The sequence below is a fragment of the Thalassotalea coralli genome (assembly GCF_055786205.1).
In genome coordinates, this window is sequence record NZ_JBVVBK010000003.1 from 545,461 (window position 1) to 571,989 (window position 26,529).

Sequence of the window (26,529 nt, forward strand, 5' to 3'; positions counted from 1 at the left end):
GCGATATTTTTCAATTTTCCTGACTTGATACGTCTTTTCATAAACCCCTCGGTAACAATGGCATTCCACCAATTCAAATGTTGGTGTCAAATTACGACTAATCTGCTACTTATATCAAACTAAACACGCCAAGTTGAATAGAAAAACCGCTCGACTACATAGCCAAAGGTTATGGCTGTATAACCCAGAAAGTGAACACGGTTAAATGCTTAGCCTGTAATGAAAAAGCTTTGATTAGTAATTAAAAGAACTTGCCAGTGCGATTGCTCAGCGCGGAAGCATTTACCTTAATCACTCAACTTAACGCTAATTTTCTGCTTCGCCGATGTACAGATCACTATCAACCCGATCGAGTTTTGAAACAACGATTTTTTTGTGATCAGGCGACACAGCGAGTGAGCGACCTACCGCCGATGGTACGAAGTCAGTAACGTAATCTTTAGTGTTTGCGTCCACGTTATAGCGCCAAATAGCCAATTGGTTATTCTGCTTGTCGAGGTAATAGATAAATTTGCCAACAGTGGCAAGTTGATTTTGGTAATTGTCTGACATCTCGGGAATAATATTAGAGACGTTATTTTTATTATCTATTAGAAAAAGTCCGTTTTGATTGGGCTTGGTAAATATCACATTGCCATTGTCTAAAGTTCGTAAAGTGGCAGCGCCATCTGACGTAATTGCTGAGATTTCACCTTGAGTAGACACTGAAACCAGCTGAGAAAGTTCGCCAGATACTTTGCTTATTGCCACTATTTGTCCGTCACTTTTATAACTACACTGCGAAACTGGCTTCGTTGTAGGAATTCTATGCGTTATGTTTTGCTTAACGTCAAAAAGTAAACACTGATAGCCATGCTCGCTAAAGCTAGTGATTAAAAGTGAATCGCCATCCTTAGACCAATGAGGGGCAATTAGATGCTCATTCTCAATAGATAAAACGGAGTGACTGGTTTTGTTGGTCGTGTCATAGAACCAAAGTTCGCTTATACCGTGTCGATTAGTAATAAATGCCAGTTGTTTGCCGTCTGGCGAAAAACTTGGATTATTATCAAATTTTGCTGATGAAATGATTTTTTCTTGCGAATTATCAGATAAGTCTGTCATCCACAAATTGGCTTGATAACGCTTTTCTTGAAACAAGAGTGCTTGATTGTCGCTTAAAGACGGTAGTTGTCCATCCTTAGCGCCTAGGTTGGTTAACTTATCGGTCGACAAATTTAATAACCACAAGTTTTTGTCGCCACGCTTATTTGAATCAAAGATGAGCTGCTTACCATCAGCAAACCAGTCAAAGCCCAAGATCATTGCGTGTTCGTTGGTTAGCTGACGAATATCGCTCTTTTTAGCTCCTATTTTCAAAGAATATATGTTGCGAACTGAATCTGTACCTCGGGTGAAGCTAACTTCTTGATTACCATTTAAATAACGCGGTCGGGTGTCAAATTCGCTTGCTTGAGCAGGGAAACTGATTTGTGTTTTTTGTTGTGTCACTGTATCAAACTGCCAGATAGCAGGTTGATTGTTTTCTTCAGACGCATCAACAAAAAGAAATTTGGTACCGTCAGACGACCAATCGAATATGCCAGATAAGTTGGCCACCTGACAGCTACTGATAGGCTGAGAAACTAATTCCGGCAGTTGGAACAGACGTATTTCACAGTCTTTGCTTTTATAAGCTGCAACTAAAAGTTGCTTGTTATCGGGAGATAATACTGGAGAAATAAAATGCGTTAATTTGTCGCGAATATGATGTTTAACTTGTTTATCGAGTGTTTTAATTACGACTGCATATTGGCCATTATCGTCAAAACTGTAACTGATAAAACGGCCATCAGAAGAGATTTCGGGTTGAAATTCAACTTCAGCATCAGCAGTAAGTCGGCTGGCATTATTGATTGCGTCTTGCCAATCAATAACCTTATTTGAGTACGACAAGTAATAAAAAAAGCAGATAGTTAGTATGGTTACGCCTAAAACAATACTGACTTTGTTCACAGCAGAGCTTGTTCTAACCGTCTCTTTTGGCTCAATATTGTCTGTGGAGGCTTGATGTTCACTCGTTTGTTTTATCACAGGAGCGATAAAGCGATAGCCCCTTTTGGGAACCGTTTCGATAAAGATAGGCGCTTTGGAATTGTCACCTAAACTATTTCGCAATTGGGCGATATTTCGTGAAAGTGCGTCTTCATTGACGATTTTGTTTTCCCACAAATACGAAATTAATTGTTCTCTGGTTAGAAGTTTTTGATCATTTTTCAACAAATATTCGAGTAATTTGGCTTGAAGTTTAGTTAATCGAAGTTGTGTATGTTCGCTAGTTAAACGACCATCTTCTGGATTGAACTGCCAATGTAAAAAATGAATACTTTTCACTAATAAAACTCTAAATTATTGTTATTTAAATATAATTAATTCTTCTTTTTGTAAAAAGGAGGAAAAAAGGAGCTTTTTAAGTCACTTTGGAAAGGACTTTATCACTCGTTGCTAGCTAGTTTGAGAGCATTCAAAAACGATAACAAGGTGAATTATGCTCTTTCAAAAATTTTCTATTCTCGCTAGCTCGCTATTTTTGGTTGGCAGTATATCAACAAATATTCAAGCAAAAGAACAACAATCAACAGATTGTGACAATGTTTTATTAATCAGCAGCTATGATCAAGATAATGTGCAGGTATTTGACGGTTGCGATGGTACTTTTATCAAAAGTCTCGATGATCAAGGTCTAATTGCAGGTGCTCAAGCTATCATTGAATTACCCAACAACAAGATACTTGTCGCTAGTGAAAAGAATGACCGTTTAGTCACTTTTGACGCAGAATCACTATCAGGTGGTGAAATTGTTGTAAGTGGTGATACCTCAGGCTTTATTGATACACCTTTAGCGTTAGCTCTAGATGCCAATAATCAACTATATGTAGGCAGTTACTCTGAAAACAAAGTCGTTAAAATTGATCCTGAAACCTGGCAAGTAACCGATGTTACTCTTCCTGGTAACAACGGCATTATTCGCGGGTTAGATGCTGGCATGGTCATTGAAAATAATATGCTATATGCCCCCGGCTACGACAGCGATAACGTGATTAAGGTAAATTTAGCTGACCGATCTGTTAGTGAATGGATAGCAAAAGGCTCAAATGGCTTAGATAGAGCTCGAGGCATTGCTATCATTGGTCAGGAACTATTTGTTACGTCAGAAAAAACCAATGAAATATTAGTTTATGATATCGATTCAGGTGCTTTTAAGCGCACCTTGGCAACTAGCCTTTTACCAGCAGGTGTGCAAGCAGATGGTGAGAATCACCTCATTTACAATAATCGATTTAAAGTTTTTAGAATTAACATCGATGGCAGTGATAATACGCAAATTACAGAATCTAGCACCAGTGAATTAAATGGAGCAACCTTTGTTTATCGGTTATATACGTCTAAAGATGCTGACAATGACGGTTTAACCGACAACGAAGAGCAGGAATTAGGAACTGATCCCAATAATCCTGACAGTGATGGCGATACTATGCCTGATGGCTACGAAGTTGAAGTAGGATTAAACCCTTTAATTGATGATGCCACCGCAGACCCAGATAGCGATAGCTTGTCTAATGTGACCGAATATACCCTAGGTACTGATCCGCTGTCGGCTGACACTGACGAAGATGGTATAGATGACGGTGTTGATGAAAACCCGACGGTTGTGGACTCACAACCAACCTTGTCAGGAGAGGCAACAAGCTCAGTGCCTCAGGGAGAATTATATAGTTTTACACCTACTTTAGCGTATCCAGGAAAGCAATCACAACTGACATTCTCTATTGAAAACAAGCCTAACTGGGCTGAATTTTCTTCAATAACCGGAGAGCTAAATGGTACGCCCGACAATTCTGATGTAGGCAACTTTCAGCAAATATTTATTTCTGTCAGCAATGGAATGAAAGATGATGAACTACCTGCTTTTGACATTGAAGTTGTCAATGTTAATGACGCGCCAATGCAGACATCAGATATTCCAAATACCATTAAATCAATCGTTTTAGGAGAAAGCTTTGCTATCGAAATGTCGACCTACATCGAAGATATTGACGCAGGAGATAGCTTACTATTTAGTGCAGAAGGCTTTGACGAAACCATTGTGATCAATGAACAAGGTTCGTTAACAGGAAGTCCTAGTGCTGTGGGTGACTATACAGGAACAGTAACTGCTGTTGATACATCTGGGGAAGCATTTAGTATCGAATTAACTTTATCCGTAGTTGAGGAAAAAGTGGTTACATTAACAGCCTCAGATTCATCAAGTGGCGGCGGAAGCGTACCGCTATGGTTATTGCTATCTTTCTTAATATTGGGAATTGCTAGAACCACTAAGTAACGAATCCAGCGCTTGTAAGTTGTGAAAAGGCACGCCTAGTGCCTTTTTATTCGAATTTCAATTAACAACTTTATCAACGCTAACGCCTAAGCGTTTTGCTAAGCGCATAAGGTTTGCTCTATCAACCGTTAAATACTGCGCTGCTTTACTCCAATTACCTTGATTTAGTTCTAACGCATTTTTAAGTAGTTTGCGTTGATAGTCATCTACGCTCTTTCTCAAATTAATGCTTGTGTCTTGCAATTGTGATAATGGTTCTGGGTCTTGTTGATGATGCTGGCTAGCGGACATCGTCTGATCTAAGTGAATAAGTTCTTCACAGTCTGAAACTTGAATAGAAACAATTTCATTGTGTCTATTCGTTGCAGGAATAGACGCACAAGCCTTTAAAGCAGCTCGACTAAGCAGATGTTCTAACTCTCGAATATTACCGGGCCAGTGATAAATATCTAACAGCCCCATCAACTCAATCGAAAGCTTAAGCTGCCCAACCCCTAACTTACGTTTCGCCCTTTCAATAAAAAAGCCAGCTAAAAGTGATACATCGCCAGCTCTGTCTCGAAGTGGAGGCACTTGAATCGGATAGACATTTAACCTGTGATACAAGTCTGCTCTAAAACGACCATTTTCCACTTCTGCTTTTAAGTCTCTATTGGTTGCCGCGATTACTCTGACATCAACAGTAATAATACCGTCCTGGCCAACAGGCTGAATTTCGTTGTTTTGCAGTACTCTAAGTAATTTACTTTGTGCAGCTAACGGCAACTCACCTATTTCATCAAGAAAAATAGTACCACCATCCGCAACAAGAAACTTGCCAGAGCGGTTGTTTAACGCGCCTGTAAATGCTCCTTTTACATGGCCAAATAATTCACTCTCAATTAGGTTTTCAGGGAGAGCCGCACAGTTGATATGAATGAAAGCAGCGCCTGAACGTCCAGATTGTTGGTGTAGGTTTTGTGCCACCAGCTCCTTACCTGTACCACTTTCCCCTTGGATAAGAACTGAATAGTTGGAAGGAGCAACTAGAGAAATTTCATTCTTTAATTTACTTACTGCCGGACTTTGACCGACCATATCTTCGACACCGTCAGAGCCAACGGTTTCGTTCATCGCCCGTAGCACCTCCCGAGAATGGCTGACATTAGCCTCTAAAGCGCCTATCGCAAGCGAAGTATGTAAGCAAACCGACGCCATTGAAGCCAGTAACGATAACGACCGCTCAGAAAGCAGGTCAAAAGTATTCGGCGTTAAGCTATCTAAGGTTAAAACCCCAATAAGCTGTTGAGAAAAGTACAAAGGAATGCCCATACAAGCATGAACTGGCAGATCACCCTCTGTTGCTATAACCAACCCATCGTAGGGATCAGGGAGGGGAGAGTCAGCAGGAAAACGTACCGCTTTGTCAGAACTGCAAATACTGGCAAAGCGTGGGTGCTCGCTTATTAAGAATCGGCGGCCGATGGTGTCGTTACTTAGCCCTTGCAGTGCCAGTGGCTCTAAGTATTCGCCTTTATACGATAACAACACTATCGCATCACACGACACTATTTTCCTGATCGCTGAGAGAAAATCATTAAACCTATGCTCACTCGCGACACTTTGGGCGAGCTCAAGAGAAAGCTCCAGTAGTTGATTATCGGAAAGGTTGTTCATAGCTAAAAGACACCCTGCAAGTCATTAATACACAGTGTAGTCATAATGACTACAACAAGCAATCAGTCAAAATGACACATAACGAAACAAAAAACCAACTAAACACAATAAAATCAAACAATTAAAACATTGGCATTAGATTTGATATATCCAAAGTAGATTTAAGAAACTTTACTGAAAGGGTGTCAGTATGTATTCAAACTTCACAGTAGAAAACAAAACCCAATATTCTGCGCAGCAACTTAGTTTTCAAAAGTGCATCGTCGGCGGTAACTGGGCAATGATTGTATCTTTTTTGGTGGCAAGCTTTTGTTTATTAGTTACTTTTCAGTTTGAGCAACATTTTTCAATTGTTGCACAAATAGCAGCGCATATCTCAACTATTATCTTTGCCGCGCTTTTTAAAGTGGGTTATGTAATAAGGTGCGTTGGCGTTCACGGCCTAGGTTTTAAGGTGTTCTGATATGAATATTTCAGAACCATTAACAAAAGAAAAAGAAAACCACACGCTGTTTAACCATGCTGTATGGGAATTACCCTTTCGTTCTTTTTTTCTCGCCGCGGCGCTGTTTTCAGTTATCAGCATGTCTTTGTGGCTTATTACCTTGCTAGGTGCAGAGATATTAAACCACACCTTAATGTCTTCAGTATTATGGCACAGCTATGAAATGATTTTTGGCTTTGCTGTACTTGTCGCTGTTGGTTTCATTCTAACTGCGGTACAAACATGGACAGGACGCGCCAGCATTAAAGGTCTACCTGTCGCTTTGCTGCTATGCCTTTGGTTAGTGATTAGAGTACTCATGTATGTCAACAATACCTACAGCATCTTGTTCGCCATTGCTTTGCAAGCCATTTGGTGGCTTACGGTGGTGTCTGTCTTTTTTGATTTAGTTTACAGCAGCCAAAACAAGCGAAATTACTTGTTTATCCCACTGCTTATCATTCTGGCTAGCTTTAACCTTATTATATTGGCAACGATTTTTCTCGAGTATCATCAAGTAGCATCACACTTTATTCAGACTTCTGTTTTGCTTTTTACTTTGCTGATGGCAATAGTCGGTGGCAGGGTGATCCCATTTTTTACTGTTCGTGGGGCAAACACGACAGTAAAAGACCCCATTGCTTGGTTAGAGAAAATATTACTACCCACATCAATTATAGGTATCGCCTTATTTCTATTAAGCAAGTTTGTAGACACGCCTATTTCACCAGCATTTTTTATGATCTTTGCGGGTACGCTTCACCTAATTCGTATGAGTCGATGGTCTAGCTTCCATACCTCTAACGTTCCTCTGTTGTGGTCATTACATTTTTCTTATTTTTTCATGGGCGCAGGATTGATTTGCTCAGGCGCTAGTTACTTTGTTCCATGGTTAACGTTTAGTAGCGCACTACACGTGATTACTATCGGCGCCATCGGACTAATGATTCTCGCGATGATTTCTCGCGTATCGCTTGGTCATACCGGTAGGCAATTAATCACTAAGCCACTTGTAAGCTTTTCATTCATCCTATTGATTCTGACATTAATAGCGCGTGTGGTAGTTCCTATTTTCGGCTACTTACACTTCGGCTGGCTATTAAGTGCAGCGCTATGGATTGTGGCGTTTTCTATTTTCTTTTTCACATACTGGCCTGTGCTAACAGCACCTAGGCAGTCATAAATACGGAGTTTTCATGCTATCTACACAAGATATTAAACTTGTTCAATCAACCATTCCTTTAATTGAGCAAGCAGGATCTTACGTTACCGAACATTTTTACCAACGTATGTTTAAACATAACCCTGAAACTATGGACATTTTTAACTTGAGTAACCAACACTCAGGGGCACAAAAATTTGCCCTGTTTAGCGTTATTGTTAGCTATGCAAAAAACCTTGATAACATCACTAGCTTAAGTCATGCCGTTGAGAGAATTGCCAATAAGCACGTCAGCATGCACATCAAAGCTGAGGATTATCAAATTGTTGGGCACCACTTAATTGAAACATTAAGAGAGTTATTGGAAGAGAAGTTTTCTCCCTTAATAGAACAAGCATGGCTATCAGCTTATGGCGTACTGGCCAAACTGTTTATTGATCGTGAAGAAGAAATCTATCAAACAAGAGAATCTAACCTAGGTGGTTGGCGAGGAAAACGTGCTTTCGCGCTAACCGATAAAGTCAAAGAATCAGAGTTGGTGACCAGTTTTATTTTTTCTCCAATCGATCAGCAAGCCGTAATGGATTATCAAGCAGGGCAATACCTAGCGATAGAACTAAAACCTGAATCGTTTCAATTTAATGAAATTCGACAATACTCGTTATCAACAAAAGCTAATGGCGAGAATTACCGCATATCCGTTAAAAAGGAAACGGGTGAACGCGATGGCATTGTATCTCACTACCTTCACGATAATTTCCAGATAGGTGATTTAGTTGATTTACATGCACCGTCTGGAGACTTTTATTTTGTTGATAGACAAAAACCTGTCGTGCTTATCTCTGCTGGCGTTGGGATTACCCCTATGCAAGCGATGTTAGACACTTTAGCTGCTTCAAACTACCAATATCCAGTCACCTATTTACATGCTTGTGAAAACGCCGCCCAGCACTCTTTTAAAGAGCATACCGCTAAAGTCTGTCAGCAACACGACTGGCTAAACTATACTTGGTATCAAAATGAAGAGTCTTCAGAGAGTACAACATTTACAGGTAGCATGTTTATTGAACATGTGAGCTTACCTTTAAGCCATGGTGACTTTTATTTATGTGGCCCTGTTGGGTTTATGAAATTTATTAAAGACCAGTTAATTAACCAGGGAGTAGACGAAGACAGAATTCATTATGAAGTGTTCGGCCCACATGCAACCTTATAGTAAGTCATAAAAAAAGCAGCCTTATTGGCTGCTTTTCTTTTTAGTAGATTTTATTTGTTTAACTACTCTACCGTTACTGACTTGGCCAAGTTTCTAGGTTGGTCAACATCAGTCCCTTTAATAATAGCTACGTAGTAAGAAAGTAACTGTAACGGCAAGGTATAGATGATAGGTGCGATAATATCGTCACAGTGCGGTACGCTAATAACTTTCATCGTATCGTCACTATCAAACGTCGCTTCTGTATCAGCAAATACATACATTAAGCCGCCACGCGCACGTACTTCTTCAACGTTTGATTTAAGCTTCTCAATCAAATCGTTTTGCGGCGCAACAACGATAACAGGCATTTCTGCATCGATAAGCGCTAACGGGCCGTGTTTAAGTTCACCTGCGGCATAGGCTTCAGCGTGAATGTATGAAATTTCTTTCAGCTTTAACGCGCCTTCCATTGCGATCGGGTATTGATCACCACGGCCTAAGAATAGTGCATGATGTTTGTCGGCAAAATCTTCAGCTAAGGCTTCGATAGAACCAGCAAGAGACATTATCTCATCTATCTTGTTTGGTAGGCTCATTAATGAGCTAGCAATGTCTTGTTGGACTTGCTCGCTCATGCCATGGTGTTGACCAATAGCGAGTGTCATCATTAGTAAGCCAACTAGCTGTGTCGTGAATGCTTTAGTAGAAGCTACACCAATTTCTGCACCAGCTTTAGTCATAAAGGCTAAATCAGATTCACGTACTAAAGATGAGCCAGGTACGTTGCAAATGGTCATACTCGCACGATAGCCAAGTTCTTTAGCTAAACGAAGAGCTGCTAATGTATCAGCAGTTTCACCCGATTGAGAAATAGTTACTAGTAACGCATTTTTAGGTACGTGTGATTTACGGTAGCGGAATTCACTCGCTATTTCGACATTACACGATACGCCAGCTAAGCTTTCTAACCAATAGCGAGCCACCATGCCCGAATGATAACTCGTACCACACGCAATAATCTGAACGTGCTCAATTTCTTTGAAGATATCATCTGCGCCATTACCAAAAGCATTAATATCGATACCTGTACCCAGCAAACGTCCTTCTAAAGTATTGCGAATTGCCGTAGGTTGTTCGTAAATTTCTTTCAGCATGTAATGACGGTATTCACCCTTATCACCACTGTCTTGAGCAACTTCACGCTCTTTCGCTTCACGAGTAACAGCATTGCCATCAATATCAAAAATATCGACATTAAAACGAGTGACTTCTGCAACATCGCCTTCTTCCAAAAATGCGAATTTGCGCGTTACAGGTAACAGGGCAAGCATATCAGAGGCGATAAAGTTCTCACCTACACCATAGCCAACAACAAGCGGACTGCCAGAACGAGCAACCACGACGCGCTCTTTATCACGACTATCCATAACTACAGTACCGTATGCACCTTCTAGTTGCTTAACGGTAACCTGCACAGCTTCTCTTAGCGACGCAGCAGACTTTAGTTCATGATGCACTAAATGGGCGATAACTTCAGTGTCTGTTTCAGAGGTAAACACATAGCCAAGACCCGTTAATCTTTCGCGCAGCTCTTGGTGATTTTCAATAATACCGTTGTGTACCACAGCAATATGTTCGCTAGATACATGGGGGTGAGCATTAGATTCGCTAGGTGCACCATGTGTTGCCCAACGCGTATGAGCGATACCTGTGCCACCAAATAATGGCTCAGATGAAAGCGCGTCTGCCAGTTCTTGTACTTTACCTAAACGACGAGCACGCTTAAGTTGGTTGTCATTATCAATAATGGCAACGCCTGCTGAATCATAACCACGATATTCTAGGCGCTTTAGCCCTTCAACTAAAATATCTGATACATCACGCTGTGCTACTGCTCCAACAATACCGCACATAAGCTTTTCCTTTTTAAAATGTTAGTCGGCGATTATTACGTTAACGCCTTGTTCTATAAGTTGAGATTGCGTTGATGGCGACAGTTCGCCATCAGTAATTAGTGTGTGGATTTTCCCCCACGGTATTTCTAAATTCGGGATTTTGCGATTAAATTTTTCGGACTCAACCATAACAATAACTTCACGAGAGACATCAGCCATCACTTGGCTTAAACCTAATAATTCGTTAAAGGTTGTTGTACCGCGAGTAATATCAATGCCATCAGCACCGATAAATAGTTGGTCAAAATCATAGGATCGCAACACACTTTCAGCAACTTTTCCCTGAAAAGATTCTGAATGTGGATCCCAAGTACCGCCCGTCATTAAAAGCGTTGGTTCGTTTTCTAGGGCGTGAATGTCATTAGCAATATTTAATGAATTGGTCATTACAACAAGGCCTTGTTTTTTGCCTAGCTCTTTAACCAATGCTGAAGTAGTACTGCCACTATCGAGGATAATACGGTTGTGGTCGCGAATAAGCGTAGCAGCTTTTTCTGCTATCGTTATCTTTCGCTTTGAAACTTTTTCGCTTTTGGGTTCGATAAGTTCAGTGGGCAAAGGCACTGCACCACCGTAACGACGCAACAGCAAACCACTATTTTCAAGGGCTGCTAGATCTTTGCGAATGGTTACCTCAGATGTATCAAACTTCTTAGCTAACTGCTCTACACTGACTTCGCCGCATTCATTTAATTCAGTAATAATAATATGACGGCGTTGTTTGGTGTTTCTTTTTGTCATAAGTTTCGACTTTTACTTCATAAGTTTCGTTTTAAAACTTAGCTATTAAATCAAAACTTTTAACGAATAACAACGCTAAAGTTTATTTATCGGAAATTAGAGGCTTATGCTCAAGGTGATACTTGTACTCTTCAGTTGACACTATGATCGCATTGTTTCGCGTTAGCGCCTCTACAAGCTCTTTGTCAGAGTCAATTTGAACGGCTATATAGGCTTCTCTATGCGTTTCAGGAAGAATGTTATACTCGATATATTCCTCAGCAATTAACCCCTTGCTCGCATAATAGTTTTGCAAAACTGTGGGCGCCGTATAAATCAGATCAACTTTGCCATTAAGGAAAAGTTTTATTGCTGAATCAATAGAGTCGACAGGGTATAAATTTTCGTTGTTAGAAAACCCTTGTTTAATAAGGGAACTATGACTGTATGTACCTCTTACGACAGCGGATACTTTAGTTCTCGCATGTGAAATTTCGGTGACGCGGTTTTCAGGAGTTTGTTTTAATGAAATAAAAGCTCTGCGTAACTCGCTTACTTTGGTTATCCAATGAAAATATGGCTCACGCTCTTTTGTTCGAACCATACTCATTATCAAGGTATTTGGCGTTGTTTTAGCGCGCGCAAATGCACGTGACCAAGGCATAAACTGCACTTGGTCACTTTTGACATTCGTTTTTAATAGTAACTTTAGTATTTCAGCGGTAGGCCCAACAAGTTCACCTTCATGCCTATACTGAAGCAATCGATGTTCCGCCGCTACTATTGTTAACCTGTCCAGATCTATTTCTTCTGCTTGTATAACAGAAAATAAACCTAGCAATAGGCCAAATACAACCAGTCTCACTTTTGCCTCTTTACGTTGACTTCTTAGGGCGTTGCCATTGCTTGATGTTTTTTTGTTTTCCTCGTGCAACAGCTAACTGCTTCTCCTCAACATCTTTAACTATAACAGATCCTGCACCAGTCGTAGCGCCTTGGCCTATAAACACTGGAGCAACTAAAGATGAATTAGAGCCTATAAATGCTTCGTCATCGATTCGAGTTTGAAACTTGTTAGCGCCATCATAGTTACACGTAATAGTACCAGCACCAATATTGACGTTTTTGCCAATATCAGCATCACCAAGGTAGGTTAAGTGACCTGATTTACTGCCTTCGCCTAGAGTGGTCTTCTTCATTTCCACGAAATTACCGATATGAGAATCATTGTTCATCACAGAGCCAGGGCGAATACGTGCAAATGGCCCAACTGAACACTGATCACCAATAACTGCACCTTCCACAATAGAGTTTGGCTTAATTTCAGAGAACTCGCCGATAGTGCAGTCTTTGAGGATACAGTTTGCACCAACTTTTACGCCGTCAGCGAGAACAACTTCACCTTCGAATACACAGTTAACATCGATCTTAACTTCTTGGCCAATAACAAGCTTTCCTCTGATATCGATTCGATTAGGATCTCGTAAGCTTGCACCTTGTATCATCAAGGTTTCTGCTTCTCTTAACTGAAAAGCTCTCTCAAGGTTTGCCAACTGAACTCTATTGTTTGCGCCTTCGACTTCCACTTCAGTTTCAGGATGGGCAGTTGCAATAGTTTTACCTTCGCCATGGCATGCCGCGATAATGTCGGTTAAGTAGTACTCGCCTTGAGCATTGTCATTTGAAAGGTTAGACAGCCAACGTTTTAAATCACCGCCATTAGCGAGCAAAATACCGGTATTAACTTCGTTAACTTCTAGTTGAGCAGGAGAGGCATCTTTTTGCTCAACAATTCCTACCACAGTACCGTTGTCACGAATGATACGACCGTAACCTGTAGGGTCTGCAAGTTTAACGGTAAGTAATGACATACCGTTTTCAGGTTTGGCTTCTATCAAGCGTTGTAAAGTCTCGACACGTGTTAATGGCACATCTCCATAAAGTACCAACACATCGTCTTCATCCTTTAAATGTGGAGAAGCCATATCTACCGCATGACCTGTACCAAGTTGCTCTGCTTGTTCAACAAAAGTAAGGTCTTCACCTTGGACTTTTGCTTTAAGCAATTCGCCACCAAACCCATAAACAAGATAAATATTTTGTGCGGATAGACAACGAGCTGCGTCTATTACATGTTCAACCATTGGTTTATCAGCAACAGTATGTAAAACCTTAGGTAAGGCAGATTTCATGCGAGTACCTTTACCCGCTGCAAGAATGACTACTGAGAGTGCCATAAATCCCTCTTAAATGACGTTGTTTGTGCTTAATTGTTATAGGTGAAAGGTTACTAGAGTAAATAGTTAATTACTATGAAAATCGCGTTCTATCACCGTTTTCTTTAGTCTTATCAACAAATCAAAGCGGTTTAATAAATCTGACATTCAGGCGTCAAAACACGATCATATCAAATTAACACTTCTTTAACATTTAAAGTAAATAGTAATAACCGCTGTAACCACTTTAATTTTTTAATGTTTAAAAGGAGATATCATGAATAAATTAGCTTTATCTGTAGCACTATCAATGGCGATCTTTACTGGCAACACTATTGCTGCTGAAACAACACATTCAAATCCTAAAAGAACTAACCAATACGGTTATTCAAAATCAATATTTGTATCTGCAACAAGCGGTTCTCAATTCTGTAAGGAAGTGAAGGGGGGTAATTCACGCATGGTAGATGCTGAAATGAAATGTGGTGAAGACGAGAGCTCTTACGTTGAATACAACTGGTCTCAAAAAGATTGGGTTTCAAAAAGCACTGGTAGCAAAAACCAATGTTACCCATTATTTGAAAAGATTACCTGTAACTAAAAACCGGTTAAAGGTAGTAATAAAGCGGCCATAGAGCCGCTTTTTTAACCATAAATTCTGCTCTATTGTCGGGCATCATACAACTCGAGCTACCGATTAGTTGTAAGAAAACAGCATTTTAAGCTGTTTACTTATTACAACACATTGGTTAAAGTTTGAACTAACAGGGAAAGTTAATTTGGGTAAAGGTAGTTGCGGTACCAGTAAACGCACCCTGTTACTTAATCAAACAACAATAAATAAAGGAATTATCATGACTTTTTCAAAAAAAGCTATAGCAGCATTAGTTTTAGTAGGCGCTAGCGTTTCTTCAGCAATGGCTTTAGCACCAAGTTATTATGTAGAAAGAATCTACTATTCAGACGCGAACAAAACATATGAAGTTGGCGACTCAACGCTTTTCTGCAGTGGCAGCTACTATGTTAATGGCCAGGTAACGGCACATTATGACGAGTTAAGAATTAGATGTAATCGCGGTGGTGGTGATTTATAAACCGCGGCTCAGATAACAAAAAAGCGACCAACAGGTCGCTTTTTTAATCACTAAAACTTAGTGTTGTTAGCTATTTAGACTTTCTTCTTAACTGATTGAATAACGCGAAGTTGCGCTACCGCTCGAGCTAATTCAGCTGCAGCTTCTGCATAGTTAACATCGTCACCTTGAGCATTAATATGCTCTTCAGCGCGTTGTTTTGCATCTAATGCTGCTTGCTCGTCTAAGTCATCAACACGTGTTGCCACGTCAGCAAGCACAGTGACATGATTAGGCTGAACTTCTAGCATACCGCCAGAAAGGTAAAGAACTTCTTCTTCACCACCGTACTTAACGATTCGAGCCATACCAGGTTTTAGTGAGGTCAGTAAAGGCGCGTGACCAGGCATAATACCTAATTCACCTTCACTACCTGTGATCTGTAACGATTCAATGCGACCAGAGAATAGAGATTCTTCAGCGCTTACTACGTCAAGATTTACAGTTGTTAATGACATTTTGACCTCCTAAGTAGGCGACCATGAAAACATGGTCACCAGCCTTCATTACATGTTTTTAGCTTTTTCAGCCGCTTCTTCAATAGAACCAACCATGTAGAAAGCTTGCTCTGGTAAATCATCATACTCACCAGCAAGAATACCTTTAAAGCCAGAAATTGTGTCTTTAAGAGATACGTACTTACCAGGAGAACCAGTGAATACCTCAGCAACGAAGAACGGTTGAGATAAGAAACGTTGGATCTTACGAGCACGGTCAACAGTTTGCTTATCTTCTTCAGATAATTCGTCCATACCTAAGATGGCGATGATATCTTTAAGTTCTTTGTAACGTTGTAGTACAGATTGTACGCCACGAGCTACTTCATAGTGCTCAGCACCAACCACTAATGGGTCAAGCTGGCGAGAAGTTGAATCTAGTGGGTCAATCGCTGGGTAAATACCTAATTCAGCAATTGAACGCGAAAGTACAACAGTAGCATCTAAGTGAGCGAAGGTTGTCGCTGGAGACGGGTCAGTCAAGTCATCCGCAGGTACGTATACCGCTTGGATTGAAGTGATTGAACCTTTCTTCGTTGACGTAATACGCTCTTGAAGGATACCCATTTCTTCAGCAAGAGTAGGTTGGTAACCTACCGCTGATGGCATACGACCTAGAAGTGCTGATACCTCAGTACCTGCAAGCGTGTAACGATAGATGTTATCAACGAAGAAAAGAACGTCACGACCTTCGTCACGGAACTTCTCAGCCATTGTCAAACCAGTCATGGCAACACGTAAACGGTTACCCGGTGGCTCATTCATCTGACCGTAAACAAGCGCTACTTTATCAAGTACGTTTGAATCGTTCATTTCATGATAGAAATCGTTACCCTCACGAGTACGCTCACCAACACCAGCGAATACAGAGTAACCACTGTGCTCGATCGCGATGTTACGGATAAGTTCCATCATGTTTACGGTTTTACCAACACCAGCACCACCGAATAGACCAACTTTACCACCCTTAGCGAATGGACATACTAAGTCGATTACTTTGATACCAGTTTCTAATAACTCATTTGATGCCGCTTGGTCTTCGTAAGAAGGCGCTTCACGGTGGATAGACCAACGCTCTTGCTCACCAACTGGACCAGCTTCATCGATAGGGTCACCTAATACGTTCATGATACGACCAAGTGTCTCAGTACCTACTGGAACTTGGATAGGATTACCTGTGTTTTCTACGTTCAGACCACGACGCAAACCGTCTGATGAACCCATAGCGATCGCACGTACAACACCGCCACCAAGCTGTTGTTGTACTTCTAGTGTTAGACCGTTTAAGTCACCTTCAGTTACATTTAGTGCGTCATATACCTGAGGTACAGCATTTTGTGGGAATTCTACATCCACAACTGCGCCAATGATTTGGACGACTTTACCTGCACTCATGTTTATTCCTCTTTAAATTTAATCTTTGCCTACACCGCTGCAGCACCAGCAACAATCTCACCCAATTCTTGAGTAATACTTGCTTGACGCGCTTTGTTGTATACCAATTGTAAGTTATCGATTAAGTCACCAGCATTATCTGTAGCGGACTTCATCGCGATCATACGAGCAGCTTGCTCACATGCGAGGTTTTCAACCACGCCTTGGTACACCTGAGACTCAATGTAACGAACTAGTAGTTTATCAAGTAATACTTGAGCATCTGGTTCGTATAAGTAGTCCCAACGATGTTGTATTGCGTCATCGTCTGACTTTGGCAAAGGTAAAAGTTGATCGATAATCGGCTTTTGCGTCATGGTGTTTACGAACTTGTTGTAAACAACATAAAGCTTGTCTATTTCGCCGTTGTCGTAAGCGTCTAACATCACACGAACAGAGCCAATAAGGTCTGTTACCGATGGAGTATCGCCTAAACCTGATACTTGAGCAGTAATTTTAGCGCCCATGTTGTTGAAGAATGCAGTTGCTTTAGAGCCAACTACACCAAATTCAACTTCAGCACCTTGTTCCTGCCACTTAGCAGCATCAGCTAATACAGACTTAAATAAGTTAATATTCAAGCCACCACACAGACCACGGTCTGTGGAGACAACGATATAGCCTACACGCTTAACCTCGCGCTCTTCCAAATATGGATGGCGATATTCAAGGTTACCTAGCGCGATGTGACCGATCACATTTCGCATATTTTCAGCGTATGGACGAGATGCAGCCATAGCATCTTGCGCGCGGCGCATTTTACTGGCTGCTACCATTTCCATTGCGCTGGTGATTTTCTGCGTATTTTGTACGCTTCCAATCTTCGATTTTATCTCTTTAGCGCCGGACATGACTATTCTCTCCGAAAAGGTTAACTAATTACCAAGTTTGCGTAGACTTGAACGCGTCAAGTGCTTTCGCTAAACCTGCTTCGATATCTTTATCGTAGTTACCGCTTTCGTTGATAGTAGCCATCAATTCAGCGTGCTCACTATTTACGTAGCTTAAAAGTGCTGCTTCAAAATCGTTGATTTTGCTTAGCTCTACGTCATTTAGGTAGCCTTTTTCAGCAGCGAATAAAGATACCGCTGTTTCAGCTACAGATAGTGGGCTGTATTGTTTTTGCTTCATCAATTCAGTAACGCGTTGACCGTGCTCTAGTTGCTCACGAGTAGCATCGTCAAGGTCAGAAGCGAACTGTGCGAATGCCGCAAGTTCACGATATTGTGCAAGTGCTAAACGGATACCACCACCAAGCTTCTTGATGATTTTCGTTTGTGCAGCACCACCAACACGAGATACTGAAAGACCAGCATTAACCGCCGGACGAATACCTGAGTTGAATAAATCAGTCTCAAGGAAGATTTGACCATCGGTAATTGAAATTACGTTAGTCGGTACGAATGCAGATACGTCACCCGCTTGCGTTTCGATAATAGGTAACGCAGTTAATGAACCAGTTTGGCCTTTAACTTCACCGTTAGTGAAACGCTCAACGTACTCTTCACTTACACGTGCAGCACGCTCAAGAAGGCGTGAGTGCAAGTAGAAAACGTCACCTGGGTATGCTTCACGTCCTGGTGGACGACGAAGTAGCAATGAAATTTGACGGTACGCAACGGCTTGCTTAGATAAGTCATCATATACGATTAACGCATCTTCACCGCGGTCACGGAAGTATTCACCCATTGCACAACCAGAGTAAGGAGCAAGGTATTGAAGTGCAGCTGCTTCAGAAGCAGAAGCTACAACAACGATAGTGTTGTCTAATGCACCGTGCTCTTCAAGGTTACGTACTACGTTAGCAACAGTTGACGCTTTTTGGCCAATCGCTACGTAGATAGATTTAATACCTGTGTTCTTTTGGTTGATGATAGCATCAAGAGCGATCGCTGATTTACCGATTTGACGGTCACCAATGATAAGCTCACGCTGACCACGACCGATTGGAATCATTGAGTCAATTGACTTGATACCAGTTTGTACTGGTTGGTCAACTGATTTACGATCGATAACACCTGGTGCAACTACTTCTACAGGAGAGAAGCCGTCATTTTCAATCGGACCTTTACCGTCGATTGGCTCACCAAGAGTATTTACTACGCGGCCTAATAAGCCACGACCTACTGGTACTTCCAAAATACGGCCAGTACCTTTAACTTTTACGCCTTCAGCTAGGTCCGCGTAAGGACCCATAACTACCGCACCTACCGAATCACGGTCAAGGTTTAACGCGATAGCGTAGCGGTTACCAGGAAGTTCGATCATCTCACCTTGCATTACGTCTGCAAGACCGTGGATGCGGATAATACCGTCTGTTACAGAAACGATAGTACCTTCGTTACGAGCTTCGCTGACAACGTCAAACTGTTCAATACGTTTTTTGATCAGTTCAGCGATTTCAGTGGAATTCAGTTGCATGCTCTGTTCCCCGTTAAGATTGCATTGTTGTTGCTAAACGGCTCAATTTACCTTTGACTGAACCATCAATTACCATGTCACCAGCTTTAATAATTAAGCCAGAAACAACGTTAGCGTCTACAACACAATTGAGCTTTACTTTTCGAGCCAAGCGCTTTTCAAGCGCGGCGCTGATATTTGCTTGTTGATCAGCAGTTAATTCAACCGCTGATGTCACGTCCGCAGTAATTTCTTTTTCGTATTCAGCTTTTAATTCGCCAAATTGCTCAGAAACTTGCGGTAGCACCAACAAACGTTCGTTTTCTGCCATTACTTTAATTAAGTTTTGGCCTTGACTGTTTAACTGTTCGTCACACACTTTAATGAACAAGTCTTGTGCTTGTTCAACCGATGCGCCACCCGATAGGAATGTCGTCATCGTTTCGTTTTGTGCAACTTCTGCAGCAAACACTAGCATTTCTTGCCAGCTCTCTACTGCACCAGCTTCGACAGCAAAGTCGAACGCTGCTTTAGCGTAGGGACGAGCTATGGTTGTCAATTCAGACATGCTCTATACCCTCTTAAAGTTCAGCTACTAGTTTATCTAAGATGTCGCTATGCGCAGCGGCATCAATTGAACGCTCAAGAATTTTCTCGGCACCGGCAACAGCTAATACAGCAACTTGCTGACGTAGCTCTTCTTTGGCACGGTTGCGTTCAGACTCAATTTCTGCATGACCAGCGGCTAAGATCTTTTCTTTTTCCGCTTGTGCTTTATCAGCAGCTTCTTCAATTAATTGTGCTTCACGCTTTTTCGCAGCTTCGATGATTTCAGCTGCTTGCGCTTTAGCTTCTTTTAATTGTGCCGTCGCTTTTTCTTGCGCTAGAGCAAGATCTTTAGCTGCACGGTCAGAAGCGGCTAAGCCGTCTGCAATAGTTTTCTGACGAGTTTCGATAGCACCAATAATTGGTGGCCATACATACTTCATACAGAAAAGTACGAATACAACAAATGCAATCATTTCATAGATGAAAGTGACGTTTACGTTCATTTGGTGTACCTCCTATTTAAGTTCGTGATTAAAAAAGACTAATGCTAATTGGTTAGCCAATTTTCACGAATAGGATATATAGACCCATTGCAACACCGATGATCGCGATCGCATCGATTAGACCAGCTACGATGAACATTTTTACTTGTAACTGTGGTGCTAGTTCTGGTTGACGAGCAGCAGACTCTAGGAACTTACCACCTAAAAGACCGAAACCGATCGCTGTACCAAGTGCACCTAAGCCGATTAGTAACGCTGCAGCTACATATAGTAAACCTAAGTTTTCCATTTTTATCTCCGATTATTTAAAGTAAATTAAAAGTTAAAAATTAAATTTTTTAAATGGGGCATCCTGCCCGCTGTCTCTTGGTTGGTTAAACCAAAATCCTTAATCACCAAGAGACTAGTGATCTTCGTGCGCTAAGCTAAGGTAAACGATAGTTAGCGTCATAAATATAAATGCTTGTAATGGTATTACTAGCAAGTGGAACGCAGCCCATAAGAAGTGCGGACCAAAGATTTGCCATACGCCCATAGTCGCGATCAAGATGAAGATCAGCTCACCAGCGTATAAGTTACCGAACAAACGTAGTGCCAATGATAATGGGCGAGCTAGTAAAGTAACTACTTCTAAGATGAAGTTCATTGGGTATAGTGTCCAATGGCCAAATGGCTGTGTACTTAACTCTTTAATGAAGCCGCCAATACCTTTGACTTTAATTGAGTAGTAAACGATAAGATAAAACACACCTAAAGCTAATGCTAAAGTCATGTTGATATCAGTTGTAGGTACAGATTTAATGTAATGAATACCGATTAAACCCGCTAGAGTAGGGATCAAGTCAACTGGTACCCAGTCCATCGCATTCATTAGTAATACCCAAACGAATATTGTTAATGCTAATGGCGCTATAACAGGGTTTTTACCGTGGAATGAGCTTTTTACACTGTCGTCAACGAATTCTACGATCATTTCAACAGCACATTGAAGCTTGCCTGGTACACCCGTTTCAGCTTTTTTCGCCACAGAGCGGAAGATGAGTAAAAACACCATACCTAAGAATACAGACCAACCTAATGTATCTATGTGTAATGTCCAAAAACCAGCATCAGCACAAGCATAGTTAAATGCTACGCCGCCGTCAGCCATACACATTTTAGCATTAGTTAAATGGTGGCTAATATATTCTTGGCTGGTAATTTCAGCACTTGAAGCCATATCTAAGTTCCTAATGATTAAAGTTTAAATTTAAATTTTATAAAAAATTGGTGTCAGTATCGGTACGACCAGTACTACACAAAAACTTCCAAAAAAAGGGGCCGGAACGATGACTAAAAATTTAAACGCCAAAGCACAGAAAAACGCCGACAAACCCAATTTTAATTTCGCGCCACTATTAAATGATTGCATCACTTTTTTAGACGCTTGTGCTCCCGAAAAGCGAAATGCTTTTATTGCGAACACACAATTAGGGATGACACCTGCCGCTGCACCAGCTGCTGCTGATATTGCGTAAGTCTCACCCCCGATAAAATATGCTGTTAAAGTACACGTTAGTGCGACAACTATCATCGCCGCTATTTGCACAAGCGCTAACTTTCTACCGGTTTTTGCTAATGCATTCTCTTGCCAGCTAAACACTTGGCTCCTCAAACGAAATACTTCGTAAATCTCTTACGTTTTCTAAGGGTTTTCGTCCACTCAGAAAAAGTTGACGCAAGTATACTTAATTCCAATGTTATTGCAACAAAAGAGGGCATTAACTGCCCTCTATTTGTGCGATTTTTCGTTAATTTTGATAAAGAATTTTGTGCGGGATTTAAAAAGAACCAAATCGAGCAACGATGCCGTCTAGCTCTTCCAAATTGCTATAGGATATAACTAATTTGCCTTTACCTTTTTTATTGTGAGAAATGTTCACTTGTGAACCTAGTTTTTCAGAAAGATTTTGTTCTAACGAAGCGGTATTGGCGTCTTTTTCTTTCGGAGCTTTTTTAGGCTGCGGTTCTTGAATCTTTTTAATGAGTGCTTCGGTTTCACGTACAGTAAGCTCTTTAGCCACTACCGTTCTGCCTGCAGTTGTTTGCTCATCACCTTCAAGAGCTAGTAATGCGCGAGCGTGGCCCATTTCGATATCACCGTGCTCCAATAATGTTTTAACTTCATCGTTCAATTTATTTAAGCGAAGTAGATTGGTTACCGTAGCACGAGATTTACCTACAGCATCGGCAACTTCCTGGTGGGTTAATTCAAACTCAGTTAACAATCGTTCTAATGCGATAGCTTCTTCCATGGCGTTGAGATCTTCACGCTGAATATTCTCAATAAGCGCCATAGCAACAGCCGCTTCATCAGGAACATCCTTAACCAAACAAGGAACAAGATCAATTTCGGCTAATTGTGCGGCACGCCATCTGCGTTCACCGGCAATAATTTCATATTGTTTGTCGCCAACAGCGCGAACCACGATAGGCTGAATAATGCCTTGCGCTTTAATAGAATGAGACAATTCTTCTAAGGCATCAGGAGACATGTCTTTACGCGGCTGATATTTACCAGGTTGTAAGGACTCAATTGGTAGTTTTTGTAATTCACTGTTAGATAAATCACTTGTATCTGAAACTTGTTCAGTACTAGAAGCCTGAGACTGCTCAGCGTCTTTAGATTTTCTTGGCGCATTTGTCAGTAGTGCATCTAAACCACGACCTAGACCACGACGTTTTGTTGGGCTCATAATTATCCTTTCAGTGTTACTGATTTACCTATGCTTGTTTTCTTTCTTGCTCGTGTTTTCGCAATATTTCACCAGCAAGTGCTAGGTAAGCTTTTGCCCCTGTAGAGGACTTATCATAATACATGGCAGGTGCACCAAAACTTGGCGCTTCTGCTAAGCGTACGTTTCTCGGAATAACAGAACGATAAACTTTTTCGCCGAAATGACGCTTTAATTGCTCAGAAACATCGTTTGCTAACCGATTACGTGGATCGTACATGGTACGCAAAATTCCTTCAATCTCAAGATCACCATTAACGACGGCTTGAAGTTGAGAAATGGTATCCATCAAGGCTGTTAGTCCTTCAAGGGCATAGTACTCACATTGCATAGGAACAAGCACAGAGTCAGCAGCAGTCATGGCATTAACAGTTAGCATGTTAAGAGAAGGAGGGCAGTCGATAATAATATATTCGTACTGATCTTTGACTGGCGCTAAAGCATTTTTTAATCGCTGCTCACGCGCAAAAACTTCCATCAATTTGATTTCAGCAGCCGTAACATCAGTGTTCGCCGCAATTAGGTGATAAATACCCGTAGTATCTTTACAGACAACCTGATCAAAAGGTTGTTCGTCGATGAGTAACTCGTAGCAGGTGGCATGTACTTCATATTTGTCTACGCCGCTTCCCATCGTCGCATTACCTTGAGGATCAAGATCAATAAGTAAAACTTGTCGCTTTGTCGCAGCAAGCGATGCTGCTAAATTGACTGCAGTTGTCGTTTTGCCAACCCCACCTTTTTGGTTAGCTACAGCAATTATTTTTCCCACGAAAACCTCAAATTGTTTTTATTGTTAGTTCTTTTTTAACTCAATTAAATGTCTTTCACCAGTTAATTTTGGCACAAATACCTGATGAGATTTTACTAATATAACATCTTCAGGTAATTGCGTTAATTCTTCTTGAGGTAATTGGCCTTTTAAGGCGAAAAAGCGTCCAGATTGGTCATCAATTAAGTGATGACACCATGAAATCATGTCTAAAAGAGAAGCAAAGGCGCGACTTAACACACCATCGTAAGCTTTTTCAGGCTGATGTTCTTCCACGCGAGCTAAAACAGGTGTGACATTTTCCAACTTTAATTGAAATACCACTTGTTTTAGAAATGTGATTCGCTTGCCCAAACTATCAAGCAAGGTAAATTGCTTTTCAGGAAACATGATAGCTAAAGGAATACCTGGTAAACCTGGACCTGTTCCAACATCAATTAAGTTGTCGCCGTGAATATACTGACCGACCATCAAGCTATCCATAATATGCTTAATCAGCATTTCTTGCGGATCACGTACCGACGTTAAATTATACGCTTTATTCCACTTATCGAGTAATTCTACGTATTTAACCAGTTGCTCTAGTTGATGTTCACTTAAAGAAAGATCAGTTTGCTCTACAAGCGAAACTAATTGCGAATATAAACTCATAATATTCCTTCAGTTCAGGCAGACTTTCTTAGTAAACCGTGTTTTTTCAAATATACCAAGAGTAGAGAGATTGCTGCAGGTGTAATACCTGAAATTCTGGAAGCTTTTCCAATAGTTTCTGGCTTAGCGTCAGTCAGCTTAGCAACAACTTCATTAGACAAACCAGAAATTTGTCCGTAATCGAAGTCCGTTGGGATCAATGTGTCTTCATGTCGCTTTTTCTTTGCGATATCTTCAAGCTGCCTTTCGATATAGCCAGCATATTTAATTTGGATCTCAGCCTGTTCAGCAGCTTGCGAATCAGCAAGAGGCTCGCCAAGTCCTTCAATAGACATTAAATCGTTGTAGCGCACTTCAGGTCGACGGATTAAATCTTCCAAGCTAGCATCTCTGCTAATTGGCGTTTTCACTAATTTGTTAATTTCAGGCGTAGCAGCGTGATCTTTCTGGATCCAAGTTGATTTTAAACGTTGACGTTCAAGCTCAATATTTTCCATTTTCTCACTGAATCGTGCCCAACGCGCATCATCAACTAATCCTAGTTTGCGGCCAGTTTCTGTTAGACGAATGTCTGCGTTGTCTTCACGAAGTAATAAGCGATATTCAGCGCGAGAGGTAAACATACGATAAGGTTCTTTCGTTCCTAAGGTCGCAAGATCATCAACTAAAACGCCCATGTATGCTTGATCACGACCAAGAATCAATTCGTCTTTACCTTGAACGCGTGCCGCAGCATTGGCTGCAGCGATTAGTCCTTGTGCTCCGGCTTCTTCATAACCTGTCGTACCGTTAATTTGCCCTGCAAAATACAGATTATTAATAAATTTACTTTCTAAGGTTTGTTTTAAGTCACGCGGATCAAAGAAGTCATACTCAATCGCATAGCCAGGTCGAGTAATGTGAGCATTTTCGAAACCACGGATCGATCTTACAAGGTTCATTTGCACATCGAACGGTAAGCTAGTTGAAATACCATTAGGATAAACTTCATGTGTCGTTAATCCTTCAGGTTCTACGAATATTTGATGCGTTTCTTTATCGGCAAAACGCATGATCTTATCTTCAATTGAAGGGCAATAACGTGGACCCACCCCTTCAATTACACCTGTATACATTGGCGATCTATCTAAACCGTCACGAATAATGTCATGTGTTTGACCATTAGTGTGAGTTATATAACAAGAGATCTGTTGCGGATGATCGTCTCGCGATCCCATAAATGAAAAAACAGGGCGAGGATCATCGCCGGGTTGCTCTTCCATGACAGAAAAATCAAGGGTTCTTGCATCTAAACGAGGCGGCGTACCTGTTTTTAAACGATCTATTCTAAACGGCATATCACGTAAGCGCGCAGCAAGATTAGTACTCGCAGGATCACCAGCTCTACCACCTTGGTAATTGTTTAAACCAATGTGTATCTGGCCGGCAAGGAAAGTTCCTACCGTTAGAACAACAGTTTTACCTTTAAAATTTAATCCCATTTGCGTAGAAACACCGATCACTTGATCATTTTCTAAAATAAGATCGTCACAAGGCTGTTGGAATATCGTTAAGTTCTCTTGATTTTCAAGAAAATTTCTAACAAATCCGCGGTATAGGGCTCTATCTGCTTGTGCTCTAGTTGCTCGAACTGCTGGACCTTTACTAGCATTAAGTGTTCTAAATTGGATCGCAGCGTGATCAATAGCCGTTGCCATTAATCCACCTAAGGCATCAATCTCTTTTACAAGATGTCCTTTACCAATACCACCTATAGCTGGGTTACACGACATCTGACCTAGAGTATCAATATTATGAGTTAGTAATAATGTTTTACACCCCATACGTGCTGAGGCTAATGCTGCTTCAGTGCCAGCATGTCCACCACCTACTACTATCACGTCAAAGGACTCTTGATACCACATAGTTTTTTAAACCTTAGATCTGTGTCGTTAAAAAGGGCACGTATTTTACCTTGTTTTTAACTGATAGGAAACGATCAAATGATGAAAAAGATCTTCGGGGGATCAACTAAATAATATATAAAGATCTATATAAAGATCTTATTATTGATCTTTATTAA

Annotated in this window: 25 protein-coding genes; 6 read left to right on the top strand and 19 right to left on the bottom strand. The window is 41.0% G+C overall.

The window, feature by feature from the left end; genetic code table 11:
• Positions 1 to 306: 306 nt before the first annotated feature.
• The gene (locus ACOB80_RS10650; protein WP_473165801.1) at positions 307 to 2,373 is read right to left on the bottom strand and encodes a winged helix-turn-helix domain-containing protein; all 2,067 of its coding nucleotides are present in this window, start codon (positions 2,371 to 2,373) and stop codon (positions 307 to 309) included.
• A 154-nt stretch (positions 2,374 to 2,527) separates the two neighbouring features.
• Here ACOB80_RS10650 and ACOB80_RS10655 point away from each other — a divergent pair, with 154 nt between their 5' ends.
• Complete coding sequence (locus ACOB80_RS10655) at positions 2,528 to 4,363, top strand: hypothetical protein (RefSeq protein WP_473165802.1); 1,836 nt, start codon at positions 2,528 to 2,530, stop codon at positions 4,361 to 4,363.
• A 57-nt stretch (positions 4,364 to 4,420) separates the two neighbouring features.
• Here ACOB80_RS10655 and norR read toward each other — a convergent pair whose 3' ends face one another.
• The gene (gene norR / locus ACOB80_RS10660; protein WP_473165803.1) at positions 4,421 to 6,019 is read right to left on the bottom strand and encodes a nitric oxide reductase transcriptional regulator NorR; all 1,599 of its coding nucleotides are present in this window, start codon (positions 6,017 to 6,019) and stop codon (positions 4,421 to 4,423) included.
• A gap of 190 nt (positions 6,020 to 6,209) precedes the next feature.
• On the opposite strand from norR, the gene ACOB80_RS10665 reads away from it, so the two are divergent.
• The 3 genes from ACOB80_RS10665 to hmpA are packed head-to-tail and all read left to right on the top strand — an operon-like array spanning position 6,210 to position 8,881.
• Positions 6,210 to 6,482, top strand: coding sequence for a hypothetical protein (locus tag ACOB80_RS10665; protein WP_473165804.1), 273 nt, complete (start codon positions 6,210 to 6,212; stop codon positions 6,480 to 6,482).
• A 1-nt stretch (position 6,483) separates the two neighbouring features.
• A complete protein-coding gene (locus ACOB80_RS10670; RefSeq protein ID WP_473165805.1) occupies positions 6,484 to 7,686 on the top strand; it encodes an NnrS family protein in 1,203 nt (400 codons plus the stop codon).
• Positions 7,687 to 7,699: 13 nt separating this feature from the next.
• Positions 7,700 to 8,881, top strand: coding sequence for an NO-inducible flavohemoprotein (gene hmpA / locus ACOB80_RS10675; RefSeq protein WP_473165806.1), 1,182 nt, complete (start codon positions 7,700 to 7,702; stop codon positions 8,879 to 8,881).
• Positions 8,882 to 8,943: 62 nt separating this feature from the next.
• On the opposite strand, the gene glmS is transcribed toward hmpA, so the two are convergent.
• From glmS to glmU, 4 genes are all read right to left on the bottom strand, one after another.
• Positions 8,944 to 10,776 (bottom strand): glutamine--fructose-6-phosphate transaminase (isomerizing), encoded by a 1,833-nt coding sequence (glmS, locus tag ACOB80_RS10680; RefSeq protein ID WP_473165807.1) that lies wholly within the window; start codon positions 10,774 to 10,776, stop codon positions 8,944 to 8,946.
• Positions 10,777 to 10,797: 21 nt separating this feature from the next.
• Positions 10,798 to 11,559 (bottom strand): DeoR/GlpR family DNA-binding transcription regulator, encoded by a 762-nt coding sequence (locus ACOB80_RS10685; protein WP_473165808.1) that lies wholly within the window; start codon positions 11,557 to 11,559, stop codon positions 10,798 to 10,800.
• 82 nt (positions 11,560 to 11,641) lie between these two features.
• Positions 11,642 to 12,403: a substrate-binding periplasmic protein gene (locus ACOB80_RS10690; protein WP_473165809.1), complete on the bottom strand. Its 762-nt coding sequence runs from the start codon at positions 12,401 to 12,403 to the stop codon at positions 11,642 to 11,644.
• Positions 12,404 to 12,413: 10 nt separating this feature from the next.
• Entirely contained in the window at positions 12,414 to 13,775 is a 1,362-nt protein-coding gene (glmU, locus tag ACOB80_RS10695) for a bifunctional UDP-N-acetylglucosamine diphosphorylase/glucosamine-1-phosphate N-acetyltransferase GlmU (protein ID WP_473165810.1), read from the bottom strand.
• 256 nt (positions 13,776 to 14,031) lie between these two features.
• Here glmU and ACOB80_RS10700 point away from each other — a divergent pair, with 256 nt between their 5' ends.
• A complete protein-coding gene (locus ACOB80_RS10700) occupies positions 14,032 to 14,355 on the top strand; it encodes a hypothetical protein (RefSeq protein WP_473165811.1) in 324 nt (107 codons plus the stop codon).
• A 253-nt stretch (positions 14,356 to 14,608) separates the two neighbouring features.
• Positions 14,609 to 14,848 (top strand): DUF6289 family protein, encoded by a 240-nt coding sequence (locus tag ACOB80_RS10705; RefSeq protein ID WP_473165812.1) that lies wholly within the window; start codon positions 14,609 to 14,611, stop codon positions 14,846 to 14,848.
• Positions 14,849 to 14,922: 74 nt separating this feature from the next.
• On the opposite strand, the gene ACOB80_RS10710 is transcribed toward ACOB80_RS10705, so the two are convergent.
• The 13 genes from ACOB80_RS10710 to mnmG form a co-directional block, all read right to left on the bottom strand.
• Positions 14,923 to 15,345 (bottom strand): F0F1 ATP synthase subunit epsilon, encoded by a 423-nt coding sequence (locus ACOB80_RS10710; protein ID WP_473165813.1) that lies wholly within the window; start codon positions 15,343 to 15,345, stop codon positions 14,923 to 14,925.
• Between the two features lie 48 nt (positions 15,346 to 15,393).
• Entirely contained in the window at positions 15,394 to 16,779 is a 1,386-nt protein-coding gene (atpD, locus tag ACOB80_RS10715; RefSeq protein ID WP_473165814.1) for a F0F1 ATP synthase subunit beta, read from the bottom strand.
• 29 nt (positions 16,780 to 16,808) lie between these two features.
• A complete protein-coding gene (gene atpG, locus ACOB80_RS10720) occupies positions 16,809 to 17,669 on the bottom strand; it encodes a F0F1 ATP synthase subunit gamma (RefSeq protein WP_473165815.1) in 861 nt (286 codons plus the stop codon).
• A gap of 28 nt (positions 17,670 to 17,697) precedes the next feature.
• Positions 17,698 to 19,239, bottom strand: a complete 1,542-nt coding sequence (gene atpA, locus ACOB80_RS10725) for a F0F1 ATP synthase subunit alpha (protein WP_473165816.1) — start codon at positions 19,237 to 19,239, stop codon at positions 17,698 to 17,700.
• A 13-nt stretch (positions 19,240 to 19,252) separates the two neighbouring features.
• Positions 19,253 to 19,786: a F0F1 ATP synthase subunit delta gene (gene atpH, locus ACOB80_RS10730; protein WP_473165817.1), complete on the bottom strand. Its 534-nt coding sequence runs from the start codon at positions 19,784 to 19,786 to the stop codon at positions 19,253 to 19,255.
• A 13-nt stretch (positions 19,787 to 19,799) separates the two neighbouring features.
• Positions 19,800 to 20,270: a F0F1 ATP synthase subunit B gene (gene atpF / locus ACOB80_RS10735; RefSeq protein WP_473165818.1), complete on the bottom strand. Its 471-nt coding sequence runs from the start codon at positions 20,268 to 20,270 to the stop codon at positions 19,800 to 19,802.
• A gap of 52 nt (positions 20,271 to 20,322) precedes the next feature.
• Positions 20,323 to 20,559 carry a F0F1 ATP synthase subunit C gene (atpE, locus tag ACOB80_RS10740; protein ID WP_074496250.1) on the bottom strand — a complete coding sequence of 79 codons (237 nt, stop codon included), beginning with the start codon at positions 20,557 to 20,559 and terminating at the stop codon, positions 20,323 to 20,325.
• A 114-nt stretch (positions 20,560 to 20,673) separates the two neighbouring features.
• Positions 20,674 to 21,489 (bottom strand): F0F1 ATP synthase subunit A, encoded by an 816-nt coding sequence (atpB, locus tag ACOB80_RS10745; protein WP_473165819.1) that lies wholly within the window; start codon positions 21,487 to 21,489, stop codon positions 20,674 to 20,676.
• A 30-nt stretch (positions 21,490 to 21,519) separates the two neighbouring features.
• A complete protein-coding gene (locus ACOB80_RS10750) occupies positions 21,520 to 21,912 on the bottom strand; it encodes an ATP synthase subunit I (RefSeq protein ID WP_473165820.1) in 393 nt (130 codons plus the stop codon).
• Between the two features lie 178 nt (positions 21,913 to 22,090).
• Positions 22,091 to 23,005, bottom strand: coding sequence for a ParB/RepB/Spo0J family partition protein (locus ACOB80_RS10755; protein ID WP_473165821.1), 915 nt, complete (start codon positions 23,003 to 23,005; stop codon positions 22,091 to 22,093).
• Positions 23,006 to 23,033: 28 nt separating this feature from the next.
• On the bottom strand, positions 23,034 to 23,816 hold the full coding sequence (locus ACOB80_RS10760; protein ID WP_473165822.1) for a ParA family protein: 783 nt from the start codon (positions 23,814 to 23,816) through the stop codon (positions 23,034 to 23,036).
• Between the two features lie 24 nt (positions 23,817 to 23,840).
• Positions 23,841 to 24,467, bottom strand: coding sequence for a 16S rRNA (guanine(527)-N(7))-methyltransferase RsmG (rsmG, locus tag ACOB80_RS10765; RefSeq protein ID WP_473165823.1), 627 nt, complete (start codon positions 24,465 to 24,467; stop codon positions 23,841 to 23,843).
• Between the two features lie 14 nt (positions 24,468 to 24,481).
• On the bottom strand, positions 24,482 to 26,371 hold the full coding sequence (mnmG, locus tag ACOB80_RS10770) for a tRNA uridine-5-carboxymethylaminomethyl(34) synthesis enzyme MnmG (protein ID WP_473165824.1): 1,890 nt from the start codon (positions 26,369 to 26,371) through the stop codon (positions 24,482 to 24,484).
• Positions 26,372 to 26,529: the final 158 nt, after the last annotated feature.

What these genes read in the sequence shown, in the direction of transcription:
- atpH (WP_473165817.1), bottom strand. Translation starts at nt 19,786, where the DNA reads ATGTCTGAATTGACAACCATAGCTCGTCCCTACGCTAAAGCAGCGTTC.
- atpE (WP_074496250.1), bottom strand. Translation starts at nt 20,559, where the DNA reads ATGGAAAACTTAGGTTTACTATATGTAGCTGCAGCGTTACTAATCGGC.
- hmpA (WP_473165806.1), top strand. Translation starts at nt 7,700, where the DNA reads ATGCTATCTACACAAGATATTAAACTTGTTCAATCAACCATTCCTTTA.
- ACOB80_RS10705 (WP_473165812.1), top strand. Translation starts at nt 14,609, where the DNA reads ATGACTTTTTCAAAAAAAGCTATAGCAGCATTAGTTTTAGTAGGCGCT.
- glmU (WP_473165810.1), bottom strand. Translation starts at nt 13,775, where the DNA reads ATGGCACTCTCAGTAGTCATTCTTGCAGCGGGTAAAGGTACTCGCATG.
- ACOB80_RS10670 (WP_473165805.1), top strand. Translation starts at nt 6,484, where the DNA reads ATGAATATTTCAGAACCATTAACAAAAGAAAAAGAAAACCACACGCTG.
- ACOB80_RS10755 (WP_473165821.1), bottom strand. Translation starts at nt 23,005, where the DNA reads ATGAGCCCAACAAAACGTCGTGGTCTAGGTCGTGGTTTAGATGCACTA.
- mnmG (WP_473165824.1), bottom strand. Translation starts at nt 26,371, where the DNA reads ATGTGGTATCAAGAGTCCTTTGACGTGATAGTAGTAGGTGGTGGACAT.
- norR (WP_473165803.1), bottom strand. Translation starts at nt 6,019, where the DNA reads ATGAACAACCTTTCCGATAATCAACTACTGGAGCTTTCTCTTGAGCTC.
- ACOB80_RS10710 (WP_473165813.1), bottom strand. Translation starts at nt 15,345, where the DNA reads ATGTCATTAACAACTGTAAATCTTGACGTAGTAAGCGCTGAAGAATCT.
- glmS (WP_473165807.1), bottom strand. Translation starts at nt 10,776, where the DNA reads ATGTGCGGTATTGTTGGAGCAGTAGCACAGCGTGATGTATCAGATATT.
- ACOB80_RS10700 (WP_473165811.1), top strand. Translation starts at nt 14,032, where the DNA reads ATGAATAAATTAGCTTTATCTGTAGCACTATCAATGGCGATCTTTACT.
- atpG (WP_473165815.1), bottom strand. Translation starts at nt 17,669, where the DNA reads ATGTCCGGCGCTAAAGAGATAAAATCGAAGATTGGAAGCGTACAAAAT.
- atpD (WP_473165814.1), bottom strand. Translation starts at nt 16,779, where the DNA reads ATGAGTGCAGGTAAAGTCGTCCAAATCATTGGCGCAGTTGTGGATGTA.
- rsmG (WP_473165823.1), bottom strand. Translation starts at nt 24,467, where the DNA reads ATGAGTTTATATTCGCAATTAGTTTCGCTTGTAGAGCAAACTGATCTT.
- atpA (WP_473165816.1), bottom strand. Translation starts at nt 19,239, where the DNA reads ATGCAACTGAATTCCACTGAAATCGCTGAACTGATCAAAAAACGTATT.
- atpB (WP_473165819.1), bottom strand. Translation starts at nt 21,489, where the DNA reads ATGGCTTCAAGTGCTGAAATTACCAGCCAAGAATATATTAGCCACCAT.
- ACOB80_RS10685 (WP_473165808.1), bottom strand. Translation starts at nt 11,559, where the DNA reads ATGACAAAAAGAAACACCAAACAACGCCGTCATATTATTATTACTGAA.
- ACOB80_RS10655 (WP_473165802.1), top strand. Translation starts at nt 2,528, where the DNA reads ATGCTCTTTCAAAAATTTTCTATTCTCGCTAGCTCGCTATTTTTGGTT.
- atpF (WP_473165818.1), bottom strand. Translation starts at nt 20,270, where the DNA reads ATGAACGTAAACGTCACTTTCATCTATGAAATGATTGCATTTGTTGTA.
- ACOB80_RS10665 (WP_473165804.1), top strand. Translation starts at nt 6,210, where the DNA reads ATGTATTCAAACTTCACAGTAGAAAACAAAACCCAATATTCTGCGCAG.